At 71.3% G+C, this 24,947-nt stretch carries 27 protein-coding genes; 18 read left to right on the forward strand and 9 right to left on the reverse strand.

Translation table 11 applies throughout. From position 1 onward, the window contains the following. Positions 1 to 8 precede the first annotated feature (8 nt). Positions 9 to 1,202, reverse strand: a complete 1,194-nt coding sequence (locus tag KBX08_RS20855; protein WP_210785121.1) for a low temperature requirement protein A — start codon at positions 1,200 to 1,202, stop codon at positions 9 to 11. A 26-nt stretch (positions 1,203 to 1,228) separates the two neighbouring features. Continuing rightward, positions 1,229 to 1,648, reverse strand: coding sequence for a hypothetical protein (locus KBX08_RS20860; protein WP_210785122.1), 420 nt, complete (start codon positions 1,646 to 1,648; stop codon positions 1,229 to 1,231). Positions 1,649 to 1,832: 184 nt separating this feature from the next. On the opposite strand from KBX08_RS20860, the gene KBX08_RS20865 reads away from it, so the two are divergent. The 4 genes from KBX08_RS20865 to KBX08_RS20880 all read left to right on the forward strand — a co-directional run bounded on the left by KBX08_RS20865 (position 1,833) and on the right by KBX08_RS20880 (position 5,325). Further along, positions 1,833 to 2,921: an S-(hydroxymethyl)mycothiol dehydrogenase gene (locus KBX08_RS20865; RefSeq protein ID WP_210785123.1), complete on the forward strand. Its 1,089-nt coding sequence runs from the start codon at positions 1,833 to 1,835 to the stop codon at positions 2,919 to 2,921. Then, positions 2,918 to 3,547, forward strand: coding sequence for an MBL fold metallo-hydrolase (locus tag KBX08_RS20870; protein WP_210785124.1), 630 nt, complete (start codon positions 2,918 to 2,920; stop codon positions 3,545 to 3,547). The genes KBX08_RS20865 and KBX08_RS20870 overlap by 4 nt, the downstream gene beginning before the upstream one ends. A 92-nt stretch (positions 3,548 to 3,639) precedes the next feature. Next, complete coding sequence (locus KBX08_RS20875; RefSeq protein ID WP_247669763.1) at positions 3,640 to 4,128, forward strand: VOC family protein; 489 nt, start codon at positions 3,640 to 3,642, stop codon at positions 4,126 to 4,128. A gap of 483 nt (positions 4,129 to 4,611) precedes the next feature. Further along, positions 4,612 to 5,325: a hypothetical protein gene (locus KBX08_RS20880; protein ID WP_210785125.1), complete on the forward strand. Its 714-nt coding sequence runs from the start codon at positions 4,612 to 4,614 to the stop codon at positions 5,323 to 5,325. A 66-nt stretch (positions 5,326 to 5,391) separates the two neighbouring features. Here the strand turns inward: KBX08_RS20880 and KBX08_RS20885 are convergent, their stop codons facing one another. Then, a complete protein-coding gene (locus KBX08_RS20885) occupies positions 5,392 to 6,762 on the reverse strand; it encodes a S9 family peptidase (protein ID WP_210785126.1) in 1,371 nt (456 codons plus the stop codon). A 189-nt stretch (positions 6,763 to 6,951) separates the two neighbouring features. Between KBX08_RS20885 and KBX08_RS20890 the strand changes: the two genes are divergently transcribed. The 5 genes from KBX08_RS20890 to KBX08_RS20910 all read left to right on the forward strand — a co-directional run bounded on the left by KBX08_RS20890 (position 6,952) and on the right by KBX08_RS20910 (position 11,397). Continuing rightward, on the forward strand, positions 6,952 to 7,266 hold the full coding sequence (locus tag KBX08_RS20890) for a MazG-like family protein (RefSeq protein ID WP_210785127.1): 315 nt from the start codon (positions 6,952 to 6,954) through the stop codon (positions 7,264 to 7,266). A 514-nt stretch (positions 7,267 to 7,780) separates the two neighbouring features. Further along, the gene (locus KBX08_RS20895) at positions 7,781 to 8,347 is read left to right on the forward strand and encodes a hypothetical protein (RefSeq protein WP_210785128.1); all 567 of its coding nucleotides are present in this window, start codon (positions 7,781 to 7,783) and stop codon (positions 8,345 to 8,347) included. A 244-nt stretch (positions 8,348 to 8,591) separates the two neighbouring features. Beyond that, positions 8,592 to 9,584: a hypothetical protein gene (locus tag KBX08_RS20900; protein ID WP_247669764.1), complete on the forward strand. Its 993-nt coding sequence runs from the start codon at positions 8,592 to 8,594 to the stop codon at positions 9,582 to 9,584. A 118-nt stretch (positions 9,585 to 9,702) separates the two neighbouring features. Further along, positions 9,703 to 10,677, forward strand: coding sequence for a pirin family protein (locus tag KBX08_RS20905; protein ID WP_210785129.1), 975 nt, complete (start codon positions 9,703 to 9,705; stop codon positions 10,675 to 10,677). 51 nt (positions 10,678 to 10,728) lie between these two features. Further along, positions 10,729 to 11,397 (forward strand): hypothetical protein, encoded by a 669-nt coding sequence (locus KBX08_RS20910; RefSeq protein ID WP_210785130.1) that lies wholly within the window; start codon positions 10,729 to 10,731, stop codon positions 11,395 to 11,397. A 267-nt stretch (positions 11,398 to 11,664) separates the two neighbouring features. Here KBX08_RS20910 and KBX08_RS20915 read toward each other — a convergent pair whose 3' ends face one another. Together KBX08_RS20915 and KBX08_RS20920 are read right to left on the reverse strand one after the other, a co-directional pair. Further along, complete coding sequence (locus tag KBX08_RS20915; protein WP_210785131.1) at positions 11,665 to 12,330, reverse strand: DUF1345 domain-containing protein; 666 nt, start codon at positions 12,328 to 12,330, stop codon at positions 11,665 to 11,667. 42 nt (positions 12,331 to 12,372) lie between these two features. Then, positions 12,373 to 12,645, reverse strand: coding sequence for a DUF2795 domain-containing protein (locus KBX08_RS20920; protein ID WP_030332551.1), 273 nt, complete (start codon positions 12,643 to 12,645; stop codon positions 12,373 to 12,375). 153 nt (positions 12,646 to 12,798) lie between these two features. Between KBX08_RS20920 and KBX08_RS20925 the strand changes: the two genes are divergently transcribed. From KBX08_RS20925 to KBX08_RS20945, 5 genes are all read left to right on the forward strand, one after another. Then, positions 12,799 to 13,209, forward strand: a complete 411-nt coding sequence (locus tag KBX08_RS20925) for a DUF2267 domain-containing protein (protein ID WP_210785132.1) — start codon at positions 12,799 to 12,801, stop codon at positions 13,207 to 13,209. Positions 13,210 to 13,426: 217 nt separating this feature from the next. Beyond that, positions 13,427 to 14,452: a TerC/Alx family metal homeostasis membrane protein gene (locus KBX08_RS20930; RefSeq protein WP_210785133.1), complete on the forward strand. Its 1,026-nt coding sequence runs from the start codon at positions 13,427 to 13,429 to the stop codon at positions 14,450 to 14,452. A 75-nt stretch (positions 14,453 to 14,527) separates the two neighbouring features. Then, positions 14,528 to 15,127 (forward strand): sulfite oxidase-like oxidoreductase, encoded by a 600-nt coding sequence (locus tag KBX08_RS20935; RefSeq protein ID WP_210785134.1) that lies wholly within the window; start codon positions 14,528 to 14,530, stop codon positions 15,125 to 15,127. Between the two features lie 7 nt (positions 15,128 to 15,134). After that, entirely contained in the window at positions 15,135 to 15,899 is a 765-nt protein-coding gene (locus tag KBX08_RS20940; RefSeq protein WP_210785156.1) for a ferredoxin reductase, read from the forward strand. A 36-nt stretch (positions 15,900 to 15,935) separates the two neighbouring features. Beyond that, positions 15,936 to 16,229 carry a DUF6510 family protein gene (locus tag KBX08_RS20945; protein ID WP_210785135.1) on the forward strand — a complete coding sequence of 98 codons (294 nt, stop codon included), beginning with the start codon at positions 15,936 to 15,938 and terminating at the stop codon, positions 16,227 to 16,229. Positions 16,230 to 16,320: 91 nt separating this feature from the next. On the opposite strand, the gene KBX08_RS20950 is transcribed toward KBX08_RS20945, so the two are convergent. Next, positions 16,321 to 16,728 carry a pyridoxamine 5'-phosphate oxidase family protein gene (locus KBX08_RS20950; RefSeq protein WP_210785136.1) on the reverse strand — a complete coding sequence of 136 codons (408 nt, stop codon included), beginning with the start codon at positions 16,726 to 16,728 and terminating at the stop codon, positions 16,321 to 16,323. Between the two features lie 162 nt (positions 16,729 to 16,890). Between KBX08_RS20950 and KBX08_RS20955 the strand changes: the two genes are divergently transcribed. From KBX08_RS20955 to KBX08_RS20970, 4 genes are all read left to right on the forward strand, one after another. Further along, positions 16,891 to 17,613 (forward strand): VOC family protein, encoded by a 723-nt coding sequence (locus KBX08_RS20955; protein WP_210785137.1) that lies wholly within the window; start codon positions 16,891 to 16,893, stop codon positions 17,611 to 17,613. Between the two features lie 69 nt (positions 17,614 to 17,682). Continuing rightward, on the forward strand, positions 17,683 to 18,210 hold the full coding sequence (locus tag KBX08_RS20960) for a GNAT family protein (RefSeq protein ID WP_307850600.1): 528 nt from the start codon (positions 17,683 to 17,685) through the stop codon (positions 18,208 to 18,210). Between the two features lie 93 nt (positions 18,211 to 18,303). Beyond that, a complete protein-coding gene (locus KBX08_RS20965) occupies positions 18,304 to 20,457 on the forward strand; it encodes an amylo-alpha-1,6-glucosidase (RefSeq protein WP_210785139.1) in 2,154 nt (717 codons plus the stop codon). Between the two features lie 54 nt (positions 20,458 to 20,511). Next, positions 20,512 to 21,813, forward strand: coding sequence for an NAD(P)/FAD-dependent oxidoreductase (locus KBX08_RS20970; RefSeq protein WP_210785140.1), 1,302 nt, complete (start codon positions 20,512 to 20,514; stop codon positions 21,811 to 21,813). A 76-nt stretch (positions 21,814 to 21,889) separates the two neighbouring features. Here the strand turns inward: KBX08_RS20970 and KBX08_RS20975 are convergent, their stop codons facing one another. From KBX08_RS20975 to KBX08_RS20985, 3 genes are all read right to left on the reverse strand, one after another. Beyond that, positions 21,890 to 22,984: an AI-2E family transporter gene (locus tag KBX08_RS20975; protein ID WP_210785141.1), complete on the reverse strand. Its 1,095-nt coding sequence runs from the start codon at positions 22,982 to 22,984 to the stop codon at positions 21,890 to 21,892. A gap of 58 nt (positions 22,985 to 23,042) precedes the next feature. Then, a complete protein-coding gene (locus tag KBX08_RS20980; protein ID WP_210785142.1) occupies positions 23,043 to 23,837 on the reverse strand; it encodes a spermidine synthase in 795 nt (264 codons plus the stop codon). Positions 23,838 to 23,940: 103 nt separating this feature from the next. Beyond that, the gene (locus KBX08_RS20985) at positions 23,941 to 24,918 is read right to left on the reverse strand and encodes a DUF2267 domain-containing protein (protein WP_210785143.1); all 978 of its coding nucleotides are present in this window, start codon (positions 24,916 to 24,918) and stop codon (positions 23,941 to 23,943) included. Positions 24,919 to 24,947: the final 29 nt, after the last annotated feature.

The following is a 24,947-nucleotide window of genomic DNA, read 5'->3' on the forward strand; positions in this document are numbered from 1 at the left end:
GATCCACGTCAACGATCTGGGCCGACGGGGCGTTCGAGTCGGCGGTGCGGGCCGACGTCGCTGCGGCGCAACACCACGGTCAGCGCCACCAGAGCGACCAACAGGGCCGCGAGTACGTACACCGGGGCCGGACCGAGCGGTGCGAGCAGTGCCAGCAGCGCGACGACCGGGAAGGCGACGACCACCGCGCCGTGCTGCTGCCGGCGTACGTGCAGCACCCAGACCGTGAGCAGGAAGACGGCGATCGGGACGGCCACCGCGTACCCGGCGATCCTTCCCGAGATGTGCGCGAGGTGCCGTTCGTGGTCCACCGCAACGCTCAGACCCGCGCCGACCGCGGCGACCGCCGCGAAGATCAGGTAGTGGCCATAGCCCCAGACCAGCGTGTACGGCATCCGGTCGGGCGCATCGATGGGCCGGTCGAAGTAGAGCCACCACAGGGCGAACACGATCACGGTGGCCGCCGCCGCCAGCGACCAGAGGCGGCGGTCGCCGGCGTCCACTCCGGTCTGGATGGCCACCGACGTGGCCAGCACCACGTCACCGAGCACGATCAGGGTGAACAGCCCGTACCGTTCGGTGATGTGTCGCGGATGCCAGGGGGTCATGCCCGGGCGTTCGGCCACCGCCGGCACCAGCAGGTCGGCCACGACCAGCAGCAGCAACGCCGCGGTCCCCCAACTGTGCGGCAGGGCCAGTCGGAGCAGCCAGCCGAGCTGGACGACGGTGACGCCGATCGCGTACCGGCGGGCCGCCGGGCGGTGCGCCGGGTCACCGGCGGCGGCCCGGCACCACTGCACGACGAGCGCGATCCGCATCACCACGTAGCCGTAGGTGATGACGCTGAAATCGCCGTCGTTGAACGCCCGAGGCACGCCGGCGGCGATGATCAACGCCCCGGCGATCTGTACCAGCGTCGCGATCCGGTAGAGGTCGTCGTCCGTGTCGTAGGCCGAGGCGAACCAGGTGAAGTTCATCCACGACCACCAGATCGCGAAGAAGACCATCAAGTACCTGGTCAGCGCGTGGCCGAGCTGATCCTCGGAGACGGCGTGGTGCAGGTTGGCGGCGGCCTGCGACACCGCCACCACGAAACACAGGTCGAAGAAGAGCTCCAGCGGCGTGGCCGTACGGTGCGGCTCGTCGCGACGGCGTGGCCGCATCGGCCGATAGAACGGCCGCACGGACCGAGGTTGGGTCACCGCAGCTCCTCAGGCCACCCGCCGGGTCAGCCGCGCCGACGGCCGTGGGTCAGCCCCTCCAGCACCAGGGTCAGCCCCGCGCCGATTAGCCAGACGTCCTTGGCCAGCCCGGCGCCCTGCTGGGTCGGGCGGATGCTGCCGGGTTCGCGCATCCCCGGCGTCTTCAGGTACAGCTGCACGAGGCCCGCGCCGAACGCGGTCAGGCCGAGCCCGACCAGGGGCGCCGGGACGAACGGCGCGATCAACGCGGCTCCCAGGGCGATCTCCGAGTACGACAGCAGCTTGGCGAAGCGCGCCGGCTCCAGCTGACCGAGCTGGGGCATGGCGGCGACGGCCATTCCGTGCAGGCCCTCCGCGGCGGTCCCCTCCAGAGTGCGCTTGCCCAGACCCGAGTTGAGGAAGTACGCGCCGATGGTGACCCGTAGCGGCAGGTGCGCGAATTTCATTGTCACTCCCGTTGGCCGTGGTCGAATGCGGCCCGCGTACCCCGCACCGCCCGCGATAACCCGCCGGCCGACTGGGCTGGCCGTGGTGGTCGCGGTAGGTTCGCCGGGGGCCCACCGCCGAGCCCGTGGCACACCCGCCCACCCCGGCACCCGGCCCCGCCGCAGACCACCAGCAGGAGGCGAAGTGAGCCAGGAAGTCCGGGGAGTCATCTCCCGCAGCAAGGGCGCGCCGGTCGAGGTCACCACCATCGTGGTGCCCGATCCCGGGCCCGGTGAGGCGATCGTCCGGATTCAGTCGTGCGGGGTCTGCCACACCGACCTGCACTACCGCGAGGGTGGCATCAACGACGACTACCCGTTCCTGCTCGGTCACGAGGCGGCGGGCATCGTGGAGCAGGTCGGCGACGGCGTCACCGACGTGGCCCCGGGCGACTTCGTGGTGCTCAACTGGCGGGCGGTCTGCGGAGTGTGCCGCGCCTGCCGTCGGGGGCGGCCCTGGTACTGCTTCAACACCCACAACGCCACCCAGCGGATGACCCTCACCGACGGCACCGAACTCGCCCCGGCGCTGGGCATCGGGGCGTTCGCCGAGAAGACCCTGGTGCACGCCGGGCAGTGCACCAAGGTCGACCCGGCGGCCCGACCCGCCGCCGTGGGTCTGCTGGGCTGCGGCGTGATGGCCGGGCTGGGTGCGGCGATGAACACCGGAAACGTCACCCGGGGCGACTCGGTCGCGGTGATCGGCTGCGGCGGCGTCGGGGACGCGGCGGTCGCCGGTGCGGTCCTCGCCGGCGCCACCACGATCGTCGCGGTGGACACCGACAGCCGCAAGCTCGACTGGGCCCGCACGTTCGGCGCCACGCACACAGTGAACGCGTCCGAGACCGACCCGGTCGAGGCGATCCGTGCGGCCACCGGCGGCTTCGGCGCCGACGTGGTGATCGACGCGGTGGGCCGGCCGGAGACGTGGAAGCAGGCGTTCTACGCTCGCGACCTGGCCGGCACCGTGGTGCTGGTCGGCGTACCGACCCCGCAGATGCAGATCGAGTTGCCGCTGCTGGACGTCTTCGGGCGCGGCGGCGCCCTCAAGTCCAGTTGGTACGGCGACTGCCTGCCCAGCCGGGACTTCCCGATGCTCACCGAGCTGTACCTGCAGGGCCGGCTCGACCTCGACGCGTTCGTCACCGAGGAGATCGCGCTCGACCAGGTCGAGAACGCCTTCGATCGGATGCACCACGGCGACGTGCTCCGCTCGGTGGTGGTGTTCCCGTGACCGCCCGCGTCGACCATGCGGTCACCTCGGGCACGTTCTCCCTGGACGGGCAGACCTTCGACGTGGACAACAACGTCTGGGTGATCGGTGACGACCGCGAGTGCGTCGTGCTGGACGCGCCGCACGACGTGGCGGCGATCCTCGCCCTGGTGGGCGACCGGCAGGTCCGGGCGATCCTGGCCACCCACGCCCACGACGATCACGTCCGGGTGGCGCCCGAGGTGGCCGAGGCCACCGGCGCGCCGGTGCTGCTGCACGCCGCCGACCGGGTCCTCTGGGACATGGTCCACCCGCACCTGCCACCCAACGGTGAGCTGCACGACGGGCAGAGCATCGAGGTGGGCGGCACGACGCTGCGGGTTCTGCACACCCCCGGGCACAGCCCCGGGGCGTGCAGCTTCCACGCGCCGGAGCTGGGCGCGGTGTTCACGGGCGACACGCTCTTCGCTGGTGGGCCCGGCGCGACGGGCCGCTCGTACAGCGACTTCGACACCATCGTCCGGTCGATCCGCACCCGCCTGCTGACCCTTCCCGCGGACACGGTTGTGCACACCGGCCACGGCGACGACACGACGATCGGCGCGGAGGCGCCGCACCTGCAGGAGTGGCTGGACCGCGGCCACTGACGCCCTGCCGTTTGGCTGACGACTTGGTATTGGCGCGTTGGTCGACGGGCTCAGCGTCCGTCGGCCACCGGCGCGACACTAGGATCCCGCTCATGGCCGCCGACTCGCGCGCTCCCGCTGACTTGCCTGCTCCCGCCGTCCGTCAGTTGCGCCTCGTGGTGGAGGCTGCCGACCACGAGGCCGCCGTGGCGTTCTTCCGCGACGCGCTGGGCCTGCCGGAGGAGGCGGCGTTCAGCGGCGAGGGGGATGCCCGGGTGGTGATCCTGGACGCCGGCCGCGCCACCCTGGAGATCGCCAACCCCGCCCAGAAACGCCTGATCGACGAGGTCGAGGTGGGTCGGCAGGTCGCGCCGCGGATCCGGGTGGCCTTCGAGGTGGACGACGCCGAGGCGACGACCGCCCGACTGGTGGCCGCCGGTGCGAGCGAGGTCGCGCCGCCGACGCGTACGCCGTGGCAGTCGCTCAACTCCCGCCTCGACGCCCCCGCCGGGCTTCAGATCACCATCTTCCAGGAACTGCTCCCGCCGGACGAGGGTGTCGGGACGCGGGATGCGGAGTCCGAAGGTGACGGCGACAACTAGGTCCGGCAACCGCTACCTCAACCGCCGTGCTGGCTTGGACGCCCACTCACGGTAGCGACAAACCGCTAGCTGCCTGCCTCCCATCACCGTGCACGGCCCCTTTGCTCTGCTTACCTATAAGCGCCACGTTCCGCGAGCTGCGGATATGCCCTTTCCGCCAGCCACGGAGGTCTCGCACCCTGGTCACGGAATGTGACCGGTGCGTATAGGTAAGCAGAGCAAAGGCTGGCGTTCGGACAGCGCCCCCGGGTTCCGAAAACACCATCCGTCACGGCTGTCTGGCCTGATGTCGGCGGAGCCTCCGTGTCCGGGTCTGCGCCGTGACCGGGACCGCACCGGGCCAGCCTTCCGCCATTTCCGGAATGCCCGACAGGTGAACCCGGTTGTGTCCCCCGTACCGCCGGAGCCCAAACCCTCTTCCGCGGTCATCTCCCGAGGAGCGTTCACCCCGGAGCGCTTCGCACGATCGAAAGGGCAACCATCGTGAAGGTCGACTTCACTCGATGGCTCCCCGCCATCGCTAAGGACTCGTACCGCAAGACCGCGCTGAGCGTGGCGGGTGTTGCTGCTCTCGGTGGTCTGGCCCTCGCGCCGACCGCGGTCGCCGCACCGGTCACCTCCGGACCGCACCAGGGCGCTGTCGCCGCCATCGACCGCGCTACCGGAAAGGCCGCCACCACGGCCCGCCAGGACGACCAGCCCGTCGAGTCGGGCCTGACCACCGGCTCCGCCACCGGCAAGCCGCCGGCCGGCAAGCCGAGCCGAGCCCAGCTGATCCCGCACGGCATCGAGGGCGCGCAGTCGCGCGTACCGCTCGACGACGCGCAGCTGGCCAACGCCCGGGCCATCGTCGACGCCGCCAAGAAGACCGGCGTCGGTGACCGGGGCGCGGTGATCGGCGTCGCCACCTCGCTGCAGGAGTCGAAGCTGTACAACCTCGGCCACCTCGGCGCGTACAACGACCACGATTCGCAGGGCCTGTTCCAGCAGCGTCCGTCGTCCGGTTGGGGCACGCCCGACCAGATCACCGACCCGGAGTACGCCGCCACGGCGTTCTTCACCGCACTCAAGAACGTCGGCGGCTGGCAGGACCTGCCGCTGACCACCGCCGCGCAGACCGTGCAGGTCTCCGCCTTCCCGTACGCGTACGCGCAGTGGGAGGAGCAGGCGGCGGACATCGTCCAGCAGCTCTGGTGACACCCGCACACGAGACCGGCCGGCTCCCTTCCACGGGAGCCGGCCGGTTCTTCGTGTCTGGGTACCTCAGCAGGCCGGGTAGAGGCGACGGGTACCGACCCCGGCCGCGTACGCGTCCCGGTCGCTGAACCGGCAGCCGTAGTCGGGTCGGGCCACCACCGCCGGGTCGGTCACTGTGTCGCCGGCCGGGCGCTTGCCGGTGCGTACCCAGGACACCAGGTCGTCCCAGGCGGCGCCGGCCTCCGCCGGAGTGAACTCGCAGTGCTGCGTGGCCCGGATGGCCCGCTGAACCACCAGCCTGCTGCGACCGTTGCGCGCCACGTCGGTGGCGTACGCCTGCTCCATGCTGAACGGTACGAACAGGTCGCCGAGACCGTGCAGGCTGAGCACCGGCGCGGTCGGGCGGCCGACGATGCGCGGCACCTCGGTCAGCGTCGGCAGGAGCCGCTGCCGCAGGTTCTCCGGGGCGACCCGCTGCACCGTGGCGTTGACGTTCACCGGGCTGTTCGGGGCGTAGCGGGTGAGCAGGTTGGTGGAGAGCTGGCCGGGCCGCTGCGCGGGGGAGTTGCCGCTACCGGTGGGCACGCTGATCGAGAAGAGGAAGTCCTTCCAGACCGCGAACGCGGCGTCGGCGCCCGGACGTGGCCCACCGGAACGGTTCACCGTGATCGCCCGCAACTGCTTGCCCCGGTCCGTCGTGGTGTCCGGCCCGGTGGGGGTCAGCCCGGCCAGGCCGAGCGCCACCTGGATGCGGGGCACCGCGTTGGTCAGGTAGTCAGCCGGCGTGGGATGGGCCGGCACCCCGGCGAGCGTCTGCGCGACCAGGTTGTAGTCCAGGTAGAAGTCGAGCAGCGTCTGATCACCGAGCACACCGCACATCGGCAACGCGCCGTCGTAGAAGCCGGGGTACTGCTCCAGCGAACGACCGATGACGTACCCACCCATCGACACCCCGGCGACGTAGGTGTGCTGGGGCCGGCGGACCGTCCGCCCGAAGTGGTCGGCGAGATCCTTCGTCCCCAGCACCCCGGAGCGGATGTCGAAGCCGTTCCGGTCGTACGAGGACGACGCCCAGGCGTACCCCTGCTCCAGCAGGCGCTGGCGCAGCCCGAACGCCGGAGGTTCCGGCGAGAGCACAGTGCCCTGGCCGCGGTAGCCGTGCGCCCACAACACCAGGTCGCCGTTCCACCGGGCGGGGACCTCGATGATGTACCCGGCGTGGCGGTGCACGCCCTGGCGTACCGTCGTCGACTTGCCGCCCACGACCAACGGCGCCAACGGCGGATTCTCGATGGTGTAGCCCGGCAGCGGCTCGCCACCCCTCGCGTCGCGACCGGTGGCGCTGGCCGGCGCGGCACCGGCCAGCCCGACCGCGAGGGTCAGCGTCGCAGCGGCGGCGAGCAGGCGGCGGAGGGTACGAACGGGTGTGGACAGCATCAATGCTCCCCATCGGACGGTTGTCGCCCGGGGGCGACCAGCGGGACGGTTGCCTACCGGCCGGTAGCATCCTGAACCTAGAACCGACGTCGACCAGTGTCAATGGGTTCGCTGATCAGCCGGTCAACGCGGCGGTCCAGCCGTACCCGGTCGTTCGGACCGGTGGGCCGATCGGGTTGACTTGTCGTCGTGGACGAGTCGATCTGGGAGGCGGCCCGAGCGTCACGCGGTTGGCTGGACGCGGCGAACGGCACCGGGCAGACCGAACTGACCTGCCGCATCCTCAAGCTCACCGAGGAAGCGGGCGAGGCTTCGGCTGCCTGGATCGGTCTGCTCGGGCAGAACCCGCGCAAGGGTGTCACCCACACCCGCGAGGACGTCGCGGCGGAGTTGGCCGATGTCGCCTTCACCGCGTTGGTGGCCATCGAAAGCCTCGGGCTGGACGCGCAGACGGCTCTGGACGCTTGCGCCGCAAAGGTGCGCTCCCGCCTGACCGGCCAATAACCACCCCTAGCGTGCGGGCCCCTCTCCCGGCGGTCGGCCGACCTGTGTGTGAACTTTGCCGGCACTGGGTGTTGTGCGTCGGTCGCTTCATTCGTGATCGACTCGGGTTTCGTGAAGTCGGCCGGTCCGGGCGTCCGGAATGCCGGGTGTCGTCTGGGGCGGTTTGCCCTTTGTTGGATGGTTGTGGGGTGTGGCCGGGCGCACTCGTGGGCCGGAATCATGGCCGGGCCGGGGTCGTTACACACCCTGACGATCGCAGCACCACCGACCCGCGGCCGGACCCCTGAGGGCTGGTCGCGCAGGTTGGAATGCCAGCCACCGCCCGGTCGTTACAGATGGACCCGGCGCCACGAGCCCCCCGCTCGTCAGGTCGCCGACCCCGACGCCCGACCGGGTGTCACCCCCCAAGACTTTTCCCCTTGGTACGTGCAGCGCCGGACGAGGTGCTCACACCCATCACCGCCGTCTCCCTCTTTGGCGGTGTGGGTGTTCTACCCCCGAAGGAGCTACCCCCATGAACACGATCTTCCGTAAGAGCGTGCTGTCTGTTGCTGGTCTCGCGTTCGCCGGTGGTGTGTTCGCCGGCCCGATCGCCGCCCACGCCGCTACCCCGGCCGTGGATGCCAAGGCGGTTGCGGTGGCCGTGCAGTCGGCGGCGCCGAAGCCGCAGGGCGAGCAGTCCCACATCACCCTCAACGACGAGCAGACCACCAACGTGAAGGCCATCATCGCGGCCACCAAGAAGGCCGGCCTCCCCGAGCGGGCCGCGGTCATCTCGATCGCGACGAGCCTGCAGGAATCCAAGCTGGAGAACCTGGGTCACCTGGGCGACCGGAACGACCACGACTCGCTGGGCCTGTTCCAGCAGCGCCCGAGCTCGGGTTGGGGCACCCCGGAGCAGATCACCGACCCCGAGTACTCCACCACCGCGTTCCTCAAGGGCCTCAAGCAGGTCGACGGGTGGCAGGACATGCCGCTGACCGACGCCGCCCAGACCGTACAGGTGTCGGCCTACCCGGACGCCTACGCCCAGTGGGAGCAGCAGGCCACCGACCTCGTCGCCCAGCACTGGAACAGCTGACCCCACACCACAAGCACCCAGCACCACCGCACGGCAACACCACCGCACGACACCGACTGCTGGCCGGCACCCGCAACCCGGGTGCCGGCCAGCGGCCTTTCTGCTCTAGCCGGTACTGGCCGCCGTTCACCAGTCGCCGTCCTCGTTCACTGGCCACTGACCGGAGTGACGTGATCGGCGCCGAGTGATCCGATCGGCCGGCGGGTACGTACCCCTGGACGGGGACCGGCGGAGGGACACAGGCATGGCCGCAGTGGGGTACGGCGCGGATCGCGAACCGGAGTCAGCGCCGGAGCCGTCCGGTGGGGCCGCACCGCGACGGTGGTCCACCGGTGTACGCCTGTTGGTGGCTGCTGCCGCCGTCGTCTTGCTCCTGGGTGCGGCAGCGGTGGCCGTGATCGTTGCCGATCCCGACCACCTCGGCATGACCTACTCCGGCCAACCCGACGGCACTCGCCCGGACGGCACTCGCCCGGACGGCACTCGCCCGGACGGCACTCGCCCGGACGGCCCAGGTGGCGTCGCTGACCCGGACGCGGCTGAGGGGCGCCGCGGTGGTGCGGGCGCTGCTGGCGAGCAACTGTTGACAGCGCCGCTGGCGGGTCGGCAGAAGGGCACCTTCGTGCTCGCGGATGGGCTGCACTCGTTCGAGCTGCGGGTGGCCGAGTTGGGCGATGACCTGTACCGGATCAGTACCCCGGCGGGCTCGGGCGTGGCGGGCCGACCGGCGGTGCAGGGGGAGACCGTGCGGCTCGACCTCGTGGAGTCCGGGACGCGCGGGCCACGGGCGGTGCGGGTGTTGCTCAACGAGCGGGTCGCCTGGCGTGTCCACCTCGTTGGCGGGGTGAGCAGTCAGGTGCTGGACCTGACCCGGGCCCGGCTGCTGGGCGTGGAACTCGCCGGGGGTTCCAGCCGTACCGAGATTCTCCTGCCACCGATCACCGCCGCCGGCCCCGGCAACCCCACCGGCCCGCGCTCAGACCAGCCTGCCACCATCCTGACCGTACGACTCACCGGTGGGACCAGCCAGCTCGACGTGCGGGTCCCGGGGCAGACTCCGGTACGGGTTCGGGCGGGAGCCGGCGCCGGCTCGGTGGTGGTACGCGACGACCGCTGGGATGGGGTGGCCGCGGGCTCGGTGCTGGGTACGCCGGGTTGGGACCGGTCGGCGGAGCGCCTGTACCTGGACCTGGTCGCCGGTGCCAACAGCGTGCTGGTCTCCTCCAGCAACCGGTAACCCACGCCGGGCCAGCCCACGCCGGCCAGCCGACCCTGACAACCACGGGCTGGTGAACCCGCCCGCCCTCGGCTGGAAGCACCGCGGTCGCGAATGGGCATGCGCGTACAGTCGGGCGGTGGAGCGTACTGAATCAATGCTGGCGCAGACCCGACCGCCTGGCGTGGCCGACGTCGATCCCGGCAGTGTGTTGTTGCCCGGCCACGACGTGCCGTTGGGTCGGTACACCACGGTGCGGCGGCTGCTTCCGCAGCGCGCCCGCCGGATGGTTGGCGCGTGGTGTTTCGTCGATCATTTCGGCCCGGACGATGTGGCGCAGCGGCCCGGTATGGAGGTGCCGCCGCACCCGCACACCGGGCTGCAGACGGTGACCTGGCTGCTCGACGGCGAGATTCTGCACCGGGACAGCCTCGGCAACGTGCAGCCGATCGTGCCCGGCCAACTGAACGTGATGACCTCCGGGAACGGTATCGCCCACTCGGAGCGCTCGCCGGCCACCCATCCGCCGGTGATGCACGGTGTGCAGCTCTGGGTGGCGCTGCCGGACCCGGCGCGGGCCGGAGCGGCCGACTTCGCGCACCACGCCGACCTGCCGCGCTGGCGGGACGGCGATCTGGACGTCACAGTGCTGGTCGGCGAGTTCGCCGGGGAGCGGTCACCGGCAGTGGTGCACACCCCGCTGGTGGGGGTGCAGTTGGAGCTGCGCGGCGAGGCGCCGGCGACGATGGCGTTGCGGCCCGATTTCGAGTACGCCGTGCTGGCAATGTCCGGGTCCGCGGAGGCGGCCGGGGTCGGGTTCGAACCGGGGGCGCTGCTGTATCTGGGCTCGGGCCGCCGGGAGCTGACAGTGCGGGGCGGGGCCGGGGCCCGGTTGCTGCTGCTGGGCGGAACGCCGTTCGAGGAGCCGTTGGTGATGTGGTGGAACTTCGTGGGCCGGTCACACGAGGAGATCGCCGCCGCCCGGGAGGACTGGATGGCCGGCGACGGGCGCTTCGGTGTGGTCGCCGACGATTCGGCGCCGCCGCTGCCGGCGCCCGCCCTGCCCACGACCCGCCTCAAGGCCCGCGACCGCACCGGCGGCATGCACGGGTGACGGGCACGCGCGGCCGGTGTGTGACCCCTGGTGGCGCGGGTAGTCGCCGGCATGGCGACCAGTTTGATCACTCCGGTGGAGGACCGTAAACGTCTGGCGCGCCGGCTCGCCGGTGGCGGGCGGGGCTTCGCCGAGCAGTACGGGTTCCGGGTGACCAACAACCCGGCGAGTCTCTTCCAGGTGCTGTACCTGTCGGTGCTGCTGGCCCGTCGTGGTGACTTCCGGCGGGCGTTGGACGGGGCACGGGCGTTGCGCGACGAGGGGTGGGACAGCGCGGCCCGGCTCGCGCGTTCGCTGCACGAGGACCGGGTCCGGGTGCTGCGCGCCAGCGGCCAGCGCGGTGACGTGGACGCGCTGGCCGCTGTGCTGGGTGACCTGGCCCGGACGGTGATCGAGCGGTACCGGGGTGATCTGCGCCGGCTGCGGGCGGTCGCGCACCACGACCCGGTCCGGGAGCGCGCGCTGCTGGCCGAGCTTCCGGGCGTGGACGATCAGGTCGTCGTCCTGTTTCTCCGCGAGGCGCAGGCGTTGTGGCGGGAGGTGGCCCCGGTCGCCGACCGGCGGGCGCTGGCTGCCGCGCGTCGGCTCGGGCTGGGCAGGTCGGCGGACGACCTGGCCGGCCTGGCCACTGGCGAGTCCGAGCAGTTGGCCTGGTTGGTGGGGGCGTTGGCCCGGGTCGACCTGGAGCACCGGTACGCGGAGGTGACCGGTCAGCCGTGACGTGCCCTGGCCCACACTTCCCCAAATTCTGACCAAACGGAGGATGTTCTGCCGTATGGTTGGACCCGGCAGTGCTGGCCGCTCGGTTCGAGCGGACCTCCACCGCCTGGTGACCGCGACCGGTTCGGATGCGGTTCACCGCCTGGGCAGGCTTGCGTGGCGCCCTGGGTCGCGGTTCGTGACCAGGGGCGCCCGCCTGTCCCGGCCCTTCGATCGGCCCCGCCCCGTGTCACGCTCCGGGGGTCCGTGCGGCCGGCTGAGTCCCTCTCACCGCGCCAGACCCGCCAACAGGTTCACGGTCACGGCGATGATGAACGCGCCGAACAGGTACGACACCATCGAGTGGCGCAGCACCGTACGACGCATCTCGTTGCTGGTCAGGTTGGTGTCGGAGATCTGGAACGTCGTCCCGATGGTGAACGCGACGTACGCGAAGTCGGAGTAGCGCGGCGGTTCGGGCTGGTTGAAGTTCACCCCGCCGTCCGGGCCGGTGTAGTAGATCCGGGCGTACCGGGCGGCGAACACGGTGTGCACCACGAACCAGGAGAGCACCACGCTGAGCACGCCCACGCCGCTGTGCAGCTCCCGGGCCATCCCGGGGGGCGCGCTCTGCGCGCTGGCCACGACCAACCCGACGGCCAGCAGGCTGGCCAGGCAGGCGACGAGCAGCAGGCTGTCCCGGATCGCCCGGTTCGGGTCCTCGTGGACGGCCAGTTGGGCGGTCCGCTCGGCGTCCATCGGCCAGATCTTGTGCCAGACCAGCACGAGCCAGCTCAGCGCGCCCACGTCCCAGCCGGCCAGCGCGGCGAGCGGTAGGGGCAGTAGCAGCGCGAAGACGAAGCCGGCGATGACCCCGACCACCGCCACAACGGCGAGCTGCTTCGCAGCCGGGAAACGCACGTCCGCTGGCCGGTCGGGGCCGGTCTGGGTCACTCGGGACGCTGCCGGGGCGGGGTGGTGGGCGCCACCGCCGGGTCAGATGCCGCGCAGGTGCTGCGAGACCCGGTTGTGCTTCTTGTCCCGGGCCTGCTCGGCCCGCTGGGCGGGGCCGACCTCGGGCGCCGCCTCGATCCCGGCCGACCGGGCCACCTCGGTCCCGTTGGCGTAGTCGACCGGCGGCAGGGCGCGCAGCGCCTTCAGCACGTCCGGCGGGGCACCCTCCCGTTCGGCCTCGCGGACCACGTCGTCCTTCTCGGCCGGGTAGTCCAGGCTCGACAGGTACTGCAGGACGTCGGCGTAGCTCGCCATGGCGTGGGCTCCCTCGGGCATCGATGTGGTGACGACCGGCGGCGGTTACCCGCCCGCCGGCCGGTCACGCCCGCCCGGCGCAGGAAACCGGCGCCGTTTCTCCTCGGCCGGCGCGGGTACCCGCAGACGCCGACGCGAGCAAGGGAGTACGCGATGAACTACGACACCTTCATCGACCAGGTTTCCCAGCGCACCGCCACGTCGTCCGAGCGGGCGGTCGAGCTGACCCGGGCCGTGTTGGAGACGTTCGCCGAGCGGTTGACCGGCGGTGAGGTCCTGGACCTGGCCGCCCAGTTGCCCCAACCGCTGCAACTCGTGCTCAAGCCGAGTCCGAGCACCGAGCAGGCGGACCGATTCGGCGCTGGGGAGTTCGTCGCCCGGGTCGCGTTGCGCGCCGGTGTGCCGGAGCCCGCCGCCGAGGACGCCAGCCGGGCGGTCTTCACCACCCTGCGCGAGGCGATCACCGGCGGTGAGTTCGACGACGTGGTGACCCAACTGCCACGGGACTATCGGGGCCTGGTCGAGCAGGCGATGGCCCCGGGCGCGACGTTGCGCCGCGGCTGACAGCGCTCGTACCGGGCACACACAGCGGTTTACCAGGGCAACCAGCGATGTCCCGCTTGGCGTGGCGATTGCGCCTGACCTAACCTTGTCGTGCGAGGGGAGTACTTCCCACGAACCATTCCGGTCAGTACGGCGCGCCCGGCGCGCCTCGGGTGGTTGCCCACCAGGTGGTGGGTGAAGGAGACCTCGAACATGACGGTGTTCGAGGAGACCCCACATGAGTCAAGTGTCGTATCTGTCCGCCGCCAGTGACCTGTCGTCGGTGGGCACGCCCACGCTGTGGGCGGTCACCATCATCGGGGTCCTCCTGCTGTTGGTGCTGGACTTCCTGGTCACCCGCCGCCCGCACGAGGTGTCCATGCGGGAGGCCATCGGCTGGTCGGCGTTCTACATAGCGCTGCCGTTGGCGTTCGGCGGCTGGATCTGGTCGCGATTCGGCTCCCAGCAGGGCGTCGAATACCTGACCGGCTACCTGGTGGAAAAGTCGCTCTCGGTCGACAACCTCTTCGTCTTCATGTTGCTGTTGGCGGCGTTCGCGGTGCCGGCGGTGCTCGCCCAGCGGGTGTTGCTCTACGGCATCGCCGGCGCGCTGGTGCTGCGGGCCGTCTTCATCGCCCTCGGCGCGGCGGCGTTGCAGACCCTCGACTTCGCCTTCCTGCTCTTCGCGATCATCCTCATCGCCACAGCGGTGAAGCTGCTGCGCGATGCCATGTCCGGGCATCAGCAGGAAGTCGACATCAACAAGATGCGGTCGGTGAAGCTGCTGCGCAAGTTCATGCCGGTGGTCGACGACTACCACGGCACCAAGATGACCGTCCGACAGGGCGCGAAGCGGGCACTCACGCCGTTCGCCCTGGTGGTGGTCGCGGTGCTGGCCACCGACATCGTCTTCGCTGTCGACTCGGTGCCGGCCGTCTACGGCATCACCGAGGACCCGTACCTGGTGTTCGCCACAAACGCGTTCGCCCTGCTCGGCCTGCGGGCGCTCTACTTCGTCCTGCACGCGGCGCTGAGCCGGCTGGTGCACCTCAGCTACGGCCTGGCCATCATCCTGGCGTTCATCGGCCTCAAGCTGGGTCTGCACTGGGCGCACGGCATCTGGGACAGCGTGCCGCAGATCCCCACCCTGGCCTCGCTCGGCGTGATCATCGGTGTGCTGGTGGTGGTCACGGTGACCAGCCTGCGCTCCACCCGCGGCGGCGACCTGCCCGAGGACCGCAAGGTCGTCGCGGAACGGCACTGACCGCGACGCGCCGGCTGACGACGGGGTACGCGGGAAAGCTCCCGCCCCCACCGGCGCGGGTGGTACGACTGTGCAATGGGAATCGTGTCACCGGGCTTTCAGGGTCGGCCCCGAACGCAGGAGCCGGCCCTGCCACCCGGTCAGTATCTGACCGAGGACTTTCCGGTGCTCTCGGCCGGCCCGACGCCCCGGGTGTCACTGGACACCTGGGAGTTCGTCATCTCCGCCGAGAACGGCAGCGAACACCGGTGGTCGTGGCAGGAGCTGATGGCCCTGCCACAGGAGACGCCGATGGTGGACATCCACTGCGTCACCCGCTGGTCCAAGCTCGGCACCAACTGGCAGGGCGTCTCACTGGACACGCTGCTCGCCGACGTCGATACGGGGGCGCACTTCGCGCTGGCGCACTCCTACGGCGGGTACACCACCAACCTGCCGCTCGACGACCTGCGCGGCGGCCGGGCCTGGGTGGTGCACACCTTCGACGGCGCCCCGCTGCCCGCTGAGCACGGCGGGCCGGCGCGACTGCTGGTGCCGCACCTGTACTTCTGGAAGTCCGCCAAGTGGGTGCGCGGCCTGCGGCTCAAGACGATGGACGAGCCCGGGTTCTGGGAGACCGCCGGGTACCACGACTACGGTGACCCGTGGCGCGAACAGCGGTACCAGGGTGACTGAGCGCGCCGTGGCGACGAACACCCAGCGTCGTACGCCGAACCGTTGGCAGGTCGGCCGGCTGGTGGAGCGCCGGGTGGAGACACCGACCGCGCAGACGCTGGTGCTGGAGGTGCCGGACTGGCCGGGGCACCTGCCCGGGCAGCACGTCGACCTGCGGCTCACCGCCCCGGACGGTTACCAGGCGGCCCGGTCGTACTCGATCGCCGGGCCGGCCGTGGACGGGCCGGGAGGACCGCGCATCGAGGTGACAGTGCAGCGTGTGCACGACGGCGAGGTGTCGCCGTACCTCATTGATGTCTTCGGGGCCGGCGACCCGGTCGAGGTCCGCGGACCGCTCGGTGGCTGGTTCATCTGGCGGCCCGAGGAGAGCGCGCCGGTGCAACTCGTCGCGGGGGGCTCCGGGATCGTGCCGCTGATGGCGATGATCCGGGCGCGGCGGGCGGTGGGCAGCAAGGCACCGTTCCGGCTGATCTACTCGGTGCGCACCCCCGGCGACGTGATCTACGCCGACGAGCTGCGCCGCCGGGTCCGCGACGACTTCGGCCTCGACGTCGCGTACGTCTACACCCGTGAGGCACCCGAGGGTTGGCGTGGTGAGCCGCACCGGATCGGGCTCGCCGACGTCAACACGCACGGGTGGCCGCCGGATTTGGAACCACTCACCTACGTCTGTGGCCCGACAGCGTTCGTGGAGACCGTCGCCGACCTGCTGGTGGGGCTGGGTCACCCGTCCCGTCGGGTCAAGACCGAACGCTTCGGCCCCACCGGCTGACCACCCGCTCGCTCACGCAGTGCCGAGGAGATTTCGATGACCGAGATGTCGTACCTGGACGGCAACATGCTCGACGGCCCGATGCGTGAGCTGTTCACCGTCGACCTGAGCAGCGCGATGGGCCGCTGTGAGAACTGCGGGACGACCGGGTCGATGGCCAGCCTGCACGTCTACTCGAACGCCCCGGGTCTCGTCGCCCGCTGCCCCTCCTGCGAGGAGGTGATGGTGCGTCTGGTGCGTGGGCCGGACCGGGCCTGGCTGGACATGCGCGGCACCACCTACCTCCAGGTGCCGATGCCGATGGAGCAGACGTTCCCCGGCCCGCTCTGACGAAACGCTCGCCCGGCTGAGGCAGGATGGCCGGACGAGCACCGGTCGATGGCGTGGCGCTGTGGGATCCGCCGATTCTCGCCTCGACGGCTCACTGTGCGGTGCCCGCGAGCAGCCACCGTCGGACGGGGATCTCCAGCAACGCCCGCTCGCCGTCCGGGCCGACCTGCTGGCCGACGTCCCAGCCGTCGTACTTGCGCGCGAACGCCTCGGCGACAGTGCTCGGGAATCCACTCCGGTGCACGTGGGCGGCACCCTCCGCCACCACCGGCGCGTTGCCGCTCTCCAAGGCCAGTGACACCCGTGGGTCGGCCACGACGTTGCGGGCCTTGACGCTGCGGCTCTCGCAACCGACCCAGAACGTCGTCGAGAGGTAGACGAACCAGACCGGCGTCAGGTGCGGGGACCCGTCGCGCCGCACCGTGCACAGCCAGACGTTCAGCTCCCGCGACAGTCGCTCTTCGACGTCGGCCGGGGGGATGGAGGGGGTTCGACTCACCGGGCCAGTGGATCACAACCCCGCACGTCCCGACGACGGTCTGTCACCTGATGTGGGGCCGCGTGCGGCGGCCGAAACTCGGGTGCGGTCGATCTGGCACACCCCTAGGCTCCGGCTCGGACGGCTGTCACGGCGTCCGGTCGATGGGAGATGAGCGCAGCGATGACCGCACACCTGTTCGCGTTCAGCTTCGACGCGAGCGAGCCTCTGCGGCTCGCGCAGTTCTGGGCCGGGCTCCTGGGGCGGGGGATCGTCGACGATCCACACGACGGCGTCCTGCTCCTGCCCGCCAACGACAACGAGTACCACATCCGCTTCGCCCCGAACCAGCAGCCGAAGGTCGTCCAGAATCGGATGCACTTCGATCTGACCAGCGGTTCGCTGGAGGGCCAGCGGCAGACGGTGGCCAGGGCACTGGAACTCGGCGGACGGCACACCGACATCGGGCAGGGCTCGGAGATCGATCACGTGGTGCTCGCCGACCCCGAGGGCAACGAGTTCGACGTCATCGCACCGGGCAACAGGTTCCTCGCCGGCTGCGGCTTCGTCGGTGCGTTGGCCTGCGACGGTTCGCAGGCCGTCGGCTACTTCTGGAGTGCTGCGCTGGGCTGGCCGCTGGTCTGGGACCAGGACGAGGAGACCGCGATCCAGTCGCCGCAGGGTGGCACGAAGATCACCTGGGGCGGTCCGCCGTACATGTCGAACGGCGGCAGGGATCGGGTGCGTTTCGACATCGCTCCGGGTGTCGACGTCGATTGGCAGGTCGAGGTCGACCGTCTGCTGTCGCTCGGGGCGACGCGAGTCGACACCGACCAGGATGGGGCAGGCCGAGTCGTGCTGGCCGACCCCGATGGTCAGGAGTTCAGCCTGTTGACGTCCCGCTAGCCCGCGCCGCGACGCGCCCGCGGCGGCTGGTTGGACAACAGCGGCACCGGTCGGTCAGAGTGGTCCGCCGTGAGGTACCTGCGTACCGGTGGTCCCGCCGCGATCCGGCGACCCCGGCCCACCGACTCGGACGAGTTCGTCGCCGCCGCGCGGCGCAGTCGGGACCTGCACCACCCCTGGTTGGCCGCGCCGGCCAGCCCGGAGGAGTACGAGCTCTATCTGCGCCGGATCCGTCGCCGCGACAGCGCCGGCTACCTGATCTGCGACCGGGCCAGCGGCGAGATCGCCGGCTACGTGAACATCAGCGGGATCGTGCTCGGTGCGCTGCGTGGTGGCTACCTGGGGTACGCGGCGTTTCTGCCGTACAGCGGGACCGGGCACGCGTCGGCGGGCGTCGCCCTGGTGATCGACCACGTGTTCACCTCGGTCGGCTTGCACCGGCTGGAGGCGAACATCCAACCGGGCAACGAGCCGTCGCGGCGGGTGGCCCGCAAGCTCGGTTTTCGCTTGGAGGGCTTCTCCCCGGACTACCTGTTGATCGACGGCGCCTGGCGCGACCACGAGCGCTGGGCGATCACCGCACCAACCCCGGCCTGACCTTCGGCCCGGCCGCGCCGGGCCGACGGAGCAGCGGACCTTTCACCCGGACCGGGTGATGACGCCCCGTACTGTCCTTCCTACGGTGGGTGCATGGCTGCCGTTCGCGCGACCCCTGCCAACCCCCTCCCCGGTCTGTCCGCCGTGGCGGCGGACAGCGCCGACCAGCGGGCCATCCCGCCCGAGTTGGGCCCCGACTCGCTCGCGGTGCTCAGCGGGCCCACGTTCCTGTACTCCAACGCGTGCGGGGATGTGCCGACCGGCAGCATCGGTGGGCTCGTCCACCTGGACACCCGCCTGATCAGTGGCTGGAACCTGACCGTCAACGGCGGTGAGCTGTTGCTGCTGCGCGCCGAGACCATCGACCATTACTCCGCGCAATACGTCCTCACCAACCCGGAGTTGCCCGGGCTGCCGCCGAACACGCTGGGCGTGCGGCGACTGCGCTACGTCGGCGACGGGTTTCACGAACGCGTGGAACTGATCTCGTTCCGGCGGGAGCCGGTCCGGGTGGAGCTGCGGCTGGCCGTCGCCGCCGACTTCGCCGACCTGTTCGAGATCAAGTCGACGGTCCGGGACCGTTCCGCCGAGATCAGCCGTGAGCACGCCGCCGACGGGTCAGAGCTGTGCTTCTCCTACCAGCGCGGCGACTTCTCCGCCCAGACCCGGGTGTGCTGCGCGAAGCCAGCCGACCGCATCGAGGGCGACGACCTGGTCTGGGACCTGAGCCTGGGCCAGGGCGAGGAGTGGCAGGTCGACCTGCACGTGCCCCTGCCACCCGGGATGGGGGTGGTGGAGCCGGTCCGGGGCGACATCGCCGACGTCATTCACGGTCGGGCCGACGACCCGCTGCGCCGATGGCTGGAGGACCGGGCGGTGCTGCGGAGCGACAACGCGGCGTTGGAGCACACAGTGCAGCAGTCCCGCAACGACCTGGCGGCGTTGCGGCTCGACCTGGAGGTCAAGGGCCAGCGGATTCTCCTCCCCGGTGCCGGACTGCCCTGGTTCCTCACCGTCTTCGGCCGGGACACCCTGATCACCGCGTACCAGACTCTCGTCGCCGGGCCCGGGCTGGCGAAGGGCACGCTGCTCGCTCTGGCCCGACTTCAGGGTGAGACGTGCGACGACTTCACCGACGAGGAGCCCGGCAAGATCCTGCACGAGGTGCGCAGCGGCGAGTTGACCCGCAGCGGCGAGAAACCGTTCGGGCCGTACTACGGCACCGCCGACGCCACCCAGCTCTGGTTGATCCTGCTCTCCGAGTACTGGCGCTGGACGAGCGACGACGAGACCGTCCGGCACCTGCGGGACAACGCGGTGGCCGCGTTGCGCTGGATCGACGAGTACGGCGACCGGGACGGTGACGGCTACGTCGAGTACGCCACCCGGTCGCCCGAGGGGCTGGGCAACCAGTGTTGGCGGGACTCCCCGGACGGCGTCTGCTTCGCCGACGGCCGAATCCCCGTGCTCCCGCTGGCCACCAGCGACCTACAGGGCTACACCTACGACGCCAAGCTGCGGCTGGCCGAACTGTTCGACGGTCCGTTGGACAATCCCACGTTGGCTCGCCGGCTGCGCGACGAGGCCAACACCCTGTACGAGCGGTTCAACCAGGACTTCTGGATCGAGGAACGGGGCGGCTACTACGCGGTCGCCCTGGACGGCGACAAGAACCGCGTCGACTCCAAGACCTCCAACATGGGTCACCTGCTGTGGAGCGGAATCGTCCCACCGGAGCGGGCCGACGCCGTGGTGCGTCAACTCATGTCGCCGGACATGTTCTCCGGTTGGGGCATCCGCACGCTGTCCCGGGAGGAAACGCTCTACAACGCCCTCGGCTACCACCTGGGCACGGTCTGGCCGCACGACAACTCCATCGCCGCGCTCGGCCTGGCCCGGTACGGCTACCGGGCCGAGTCGAACCGGATCAGCCTGGCGATGATCGAGGCGGCCGAGCAGTTCGGTCACCGACTGCCGGAGGCGCTCAGCGGGTTCGATCGGGAGCGGCTGCTCTTCGCCGTGCCGTTCCCGACCGCGTGCAGCCCGCAGGCGTGGGCGGCCGGCACGCCGCTGGCCCTCATCCGCGCCATGCTCGGCGTCAACCCGGTCAACGGCAGGCTGGTCCTCGATCCGGACGTCCCGGAGGAACTGGGCCGGATCGCCGCCGAGCGGGTCCGGGCGTTCGGCCAACAGTGGGAGGTGGAGGCGATCGGTCGCAGCGGCCACGTCCGGCTTCAGCCGAGCTGAGCACGGCTGGCGCGTAGGACGTTTGTCGCGGGCTCCGACGGGAAACGGCCCGCAATGACGAAACCTCGTGTGGTGATCGTGGGGGCCGGGTTCGCCGGTTACCACGCGGCGAAAACGTTGAGCCGGATCGCCCGGGATCGGGCCGAGATCGTGGTGCTGAACTCCACCGACTACTTCCTGTACCTGCCGCTGCTGCCCGAGGTGGCGGCCGGGGTGGTCGAGCCCAAACGGATCGCCGTGCCGCTGACCGGGACGCTCAAGGGCGTACGGGTGGTGGTCGGCGAGGCGGACCACGTCGACCTGCAGAACCGCTGGGTCGGCTTCACCCAGGCCGAGGGGGAGAAGAACCGGCTGGCGTACGACCGGCTGGTGCTCGCCGTGGGCAGCGTCAACAAGCTGCTGCCCATCCCGGGGGTGACCGAGTACGCGCACGGCTTCCGTGGCCTCCCCGAGGCCGTCTACCTGCATGATCACATCGTCCGGCAGATCGAGCTGGCCGAGCAGGCCGAGGACCCGGCCGAGCAGCAGGCCCGGTCCACGTTCGTGGTGGTCGGGGCGGGCTACACCGGCACCGAGGTCGCGGCGCACGGGCAGCTGTTCACCGACGCGTTGCACGCCCAGCGGCCCCGGCTCACCGTCCGACCCCGCTGGATGCTGCTCGACGTGGCGTCCCGGGTGCTGCCGGAGTTGGACAAGCGGATGTCGGACACCTCGCACAAGGTGCTCAACCGGCGTGGGGTGGACGTGCGGATGGGTACCTCGGTGGCCGAGGCGACCTGCGACGGGGTGAAGCTCACCGACGGCGAGTACGTGCCGACCTGCACCCTGGTGTGGTGTGTGGGGGTGCGCCCCGACCCGTTCGTCAACGAGCTGGGCCTGCGGACCGACCGGGGTCGACTGGTCACCGACGAGTTCCTCAACGTTCCCGGCTATCCGGAGGTCTTTGCCTGCGGTGACGCCGCCGCGGTGCCCGACCTCGTCAATCCGGGCAAGGTGTGTGGGATGACCGCCCAGCACGCGCAGCGGCAGGGCAAGCGCGCCGCTTACAACATCGCCGCGTCGTACGGGTTCGGCCGCCGTAAGCCGTACAAGCACCACGACCTGGGCTGGGTCGTCGACCTGGGTGGCAAGGACGCGGCGGCGAACCCGTTGCAGGTCAACCTGGCCGGGTTGCCGGCCAAGGCGGTCACCCGGGCGTACCACCTGATGGCGATGCCGGGAAACCGCACGCGGGTCAGCGCCGACTGGGCGTTGGACGCCGCGTTGACCCGCTCCGCGGTCCAGTTGGGGCTGGTGCCGGCCAACGCGGTGCCGCTGGAGAGCACCACACCCGAGGTCGCGACCCGGTCCCGCTGAGCCGGGCTCCCGGCCAGGTAGTCGGGAGCAGGGCGGGCCCCGACCAGGTCGTCGCGGAGCGGGCCGGCCGCGACGGTCAGTCGGTGGAGTTGGCCGGCCGCGCGGACCGCGCGGCCGGACCGGCCGGCGGGGCGGGCCGCAGCCGACGCGGGCCGTACTCGCGCAGCAGGGTCTGGACGATGCCGGCGGCGGGGATGGCCAGCAGCGCGCCGAGCAGACCGGCCAGCTCCGCCGCGAGCAGCACACTGACCAGCACCGTCAACGGGTTCAGCCGGACCGCGCGGGACAGGATGAGCGGCTGGAGCAGGTGGTTCTCCACCTGTTGGTAGACCACGAAGAAGACCAGCACCACCACCCCGGCGGTGGGGGAGTGCAGGAAACCGGCACCGGCCGCGATCACCGCGCCGAGGGTCGCCCCGACCAGCGGTATCAGGTCGGCCACCGCCACCAGCAGGGCGATCACCGCCGCGAAGGGCACCCCGGTGAGGGTCAGCACCACGAAGGTCAACGCCCCGCAGATCACGCTGATCAGCAGGTTCCCGGTGAGATAGCCGGTGACGGTGCGCGACACCTCCCGGCCCACCCGGCGCAGCCGCTCACCCTGACCGTTCCCGGCCGCCGCGAGCAGGCCGCGGGTGATCCGCGGCGCCTCCAACACCATGAGGTACGCGAGCACGATGACCGTGACCAGCCCGGCGACCGACTCGATGACGCCGCGCAGCACACCGACCGCGGGTTGGCGCAGCCGCCCGCCGAGGTCGCGCAACTGCTCGGAGTGTTCGCTGACGTAGCGGCGTGCCCCGGTGCGCTCCAGCGCCTGCCCCACCGGGCCCCGTCCGGCGCGGGCCTCCCGCAGCAGCTCGGGTGCCCGGTCGGCGAAGCGGCCCAACTCCCCGAACAACGGCACCAGGATGAGCGCGGCCAGGATCGCCAGGAGCACGAACGCGGCGAGGAACACCAGCAGTGTGGCCAGCGCCCGACGCCGGACGAAGCGGCGTTGCAGCCGGTCGACGAGGGGTTTGAGCGCGACGGCGAAGAACGCGGCGACCACCGCCCAGACCAGCACCCGCCGGGTCGCGTACACGAATCCCAGCGCGAGCGCGGTCGCCAGCACCAGACCGATGACGATCAGAGTTCGGCGGCCGGTCGCCCGATCGTCGACGTCGCTCATCCGGCGGGCCTTCCCCGCGCGCGCCGTCGGAAACCCGGCATTGCGGGCACAACGGCGATCAGTGGCGGGAGTTGTCGTCCTCGTCGGTGACGGGGTGGGCGCCGGCGACGAACGTGTCGAGCGCGGCGGCGTGCAGCAGCCCGCCGGGCATCGGGTCGCGCAGGGCGGCCACCGCCAGCCGGGCCACCGGCAGCCCGCCGGGGCGGGAGGTCGCGGCCAGCACCAGGTTGCCGTACCTGCGGCCACGCAGCATCCGCCGGTCGCCGACCACGCACACGTCGGCGAAGACCGCCCGCAAGGTGGCCACCTGCGCCCGGGTACCGACCAGCGGAGGCAGGTCGGTGACGTTGACGAGGTACAACCCGTCGGGGCGCAGGACGCGGGCCACCTCGGCGGCGAACTCGACGGTGCGCACGTGCCGGGGCATCCGGGCCGCGCGGTAGATGTCGGCGATCACCAGGTCGTACCGGCCGTCCGGGGTGCCGGTCAGTGCCTCCCGGGCGTCGGCGACCTCCACCCGCACCTCCGGCGGCACCGGCGGCAACTCCCGGGAAACCAACTCGACCACCGCCGCGTCCCGCTCGACGACCCGTTGCGGGGAGCCGGGCCGGGTGGCGGCCAGCCAGCGGGGCAGCGTCAACGCGCCGCCACCCAGGTGCACGACGTTGAGCGGGGCGCCGGCCGGGGCCGCCACCTCCACCGCCGAGGCGATCCGCCGGACGTACTCGAAGTGCAGGTGCCGAGGATCCTCGACATCCACGTACGACTGCTCGACGCCGGCGGACAGCAGCGTCCGCCCGGTCCGGCGGACCGGGTCGGCGACCAGCTCCAGCCGGTCGGCGGCGCGGTTCATGACTGGCACGCTAGCCGAGCCCACGGCGCACCCGGCACGGCGGACGGGCCGGCGGAGCGGGGTCGCCCCCGGCCCGCCGGCCCGACGGTGTCGTGGTGGGCGGTCAGCCGCCGGCCATCCCGGCCCCCACCTCGTCGATCGCGTCGTCGATCTGGCGGGCGAGGTCCACGTCGAGCGCGGTGACCCCGTTGGCCTGGCTGGTCCGTACCGTCAACACGGCGGCGGTGTCGCCCGGACGCCCGATGCTCGGGCCGCGGCCGTTGTCCTGGCGCAGCCGGTCGAGGCGGGCCAGCACCCGGTCCAGGTTGTCGGGCGGCAGCGCGACCACCCGGTAGAGGCCCTGGCTGTCGCCGGCCCAGTAGGGCAGGTCGTCCAGCGCCGCGCTGATCTCGTCGGCATCCAGGGTGGGTGTGGTGGTGGAGGCGCCCACCAGGCCGCCGCCGGCCTCCGGCGGGTTCAGCAGGTCGCGCAACCCGTCGGGTACGTGCAACGACTCGACCAGGTCGCCGTCCTGCTCGGCGAGCGCGGCGATCGTCGCCTCGGCCTGGTACCGGGCCTGCTCCGGGGTGTTGCCGCTGATCCGGCCCACCTCGGCCAGGAAGCCGGGCAGGTCCTGGTGCCGTTCGATGCCGTCGACCGGCAGCACGTCGTGCAGCGACGCCGGCACCGCGGCGAGCAGCCGCTGCCGCTCGGCGGCCTCCAGGGCGAACGCGAGGACCAACACGGTCGCTTCGGTGCCCACCTTGGCGGTCTTGAAGTCGACCCCGGCGCGACGCCGGACCTCGTCGACCAGGTCGTGGTAACCCATGCTGTTCACACCGGACGCGCCGCTCGGCGGGGACGGCTGCGGTCGCGGGTTGTCGGCGCTACCGACCGGCGGCGGTGCCGGCCCGCCGCGCGTGGTGTCCGACTTGTGCGCTCCGGCCGCTGGTGGGCCGGCCCGCTTACCCGCATCAAGGCTCGTGAGCTGCTTGGACGCGCTCAGACTGGCGCCGATCTCGCTGGGCTGGCGATTCTGCTCCCGGGCCTGCCGGGCCAGTGCCCGACGCCTCTGGTTGTCGCCCTCCATCTGCTTGCGCATGCTGGCATCCCTTCCGCTGGGGATCGTGG

Origin of the sequence: Micromonospora sp. H61 (assembly GCF_018070325.1) — a bacterium.
GTDB lineage: Bacteria > Actinomycetota > Actinomycetes > Mycobacteriales > Micromonosporaceae > Micromonospora > Micromonospora salmantinae.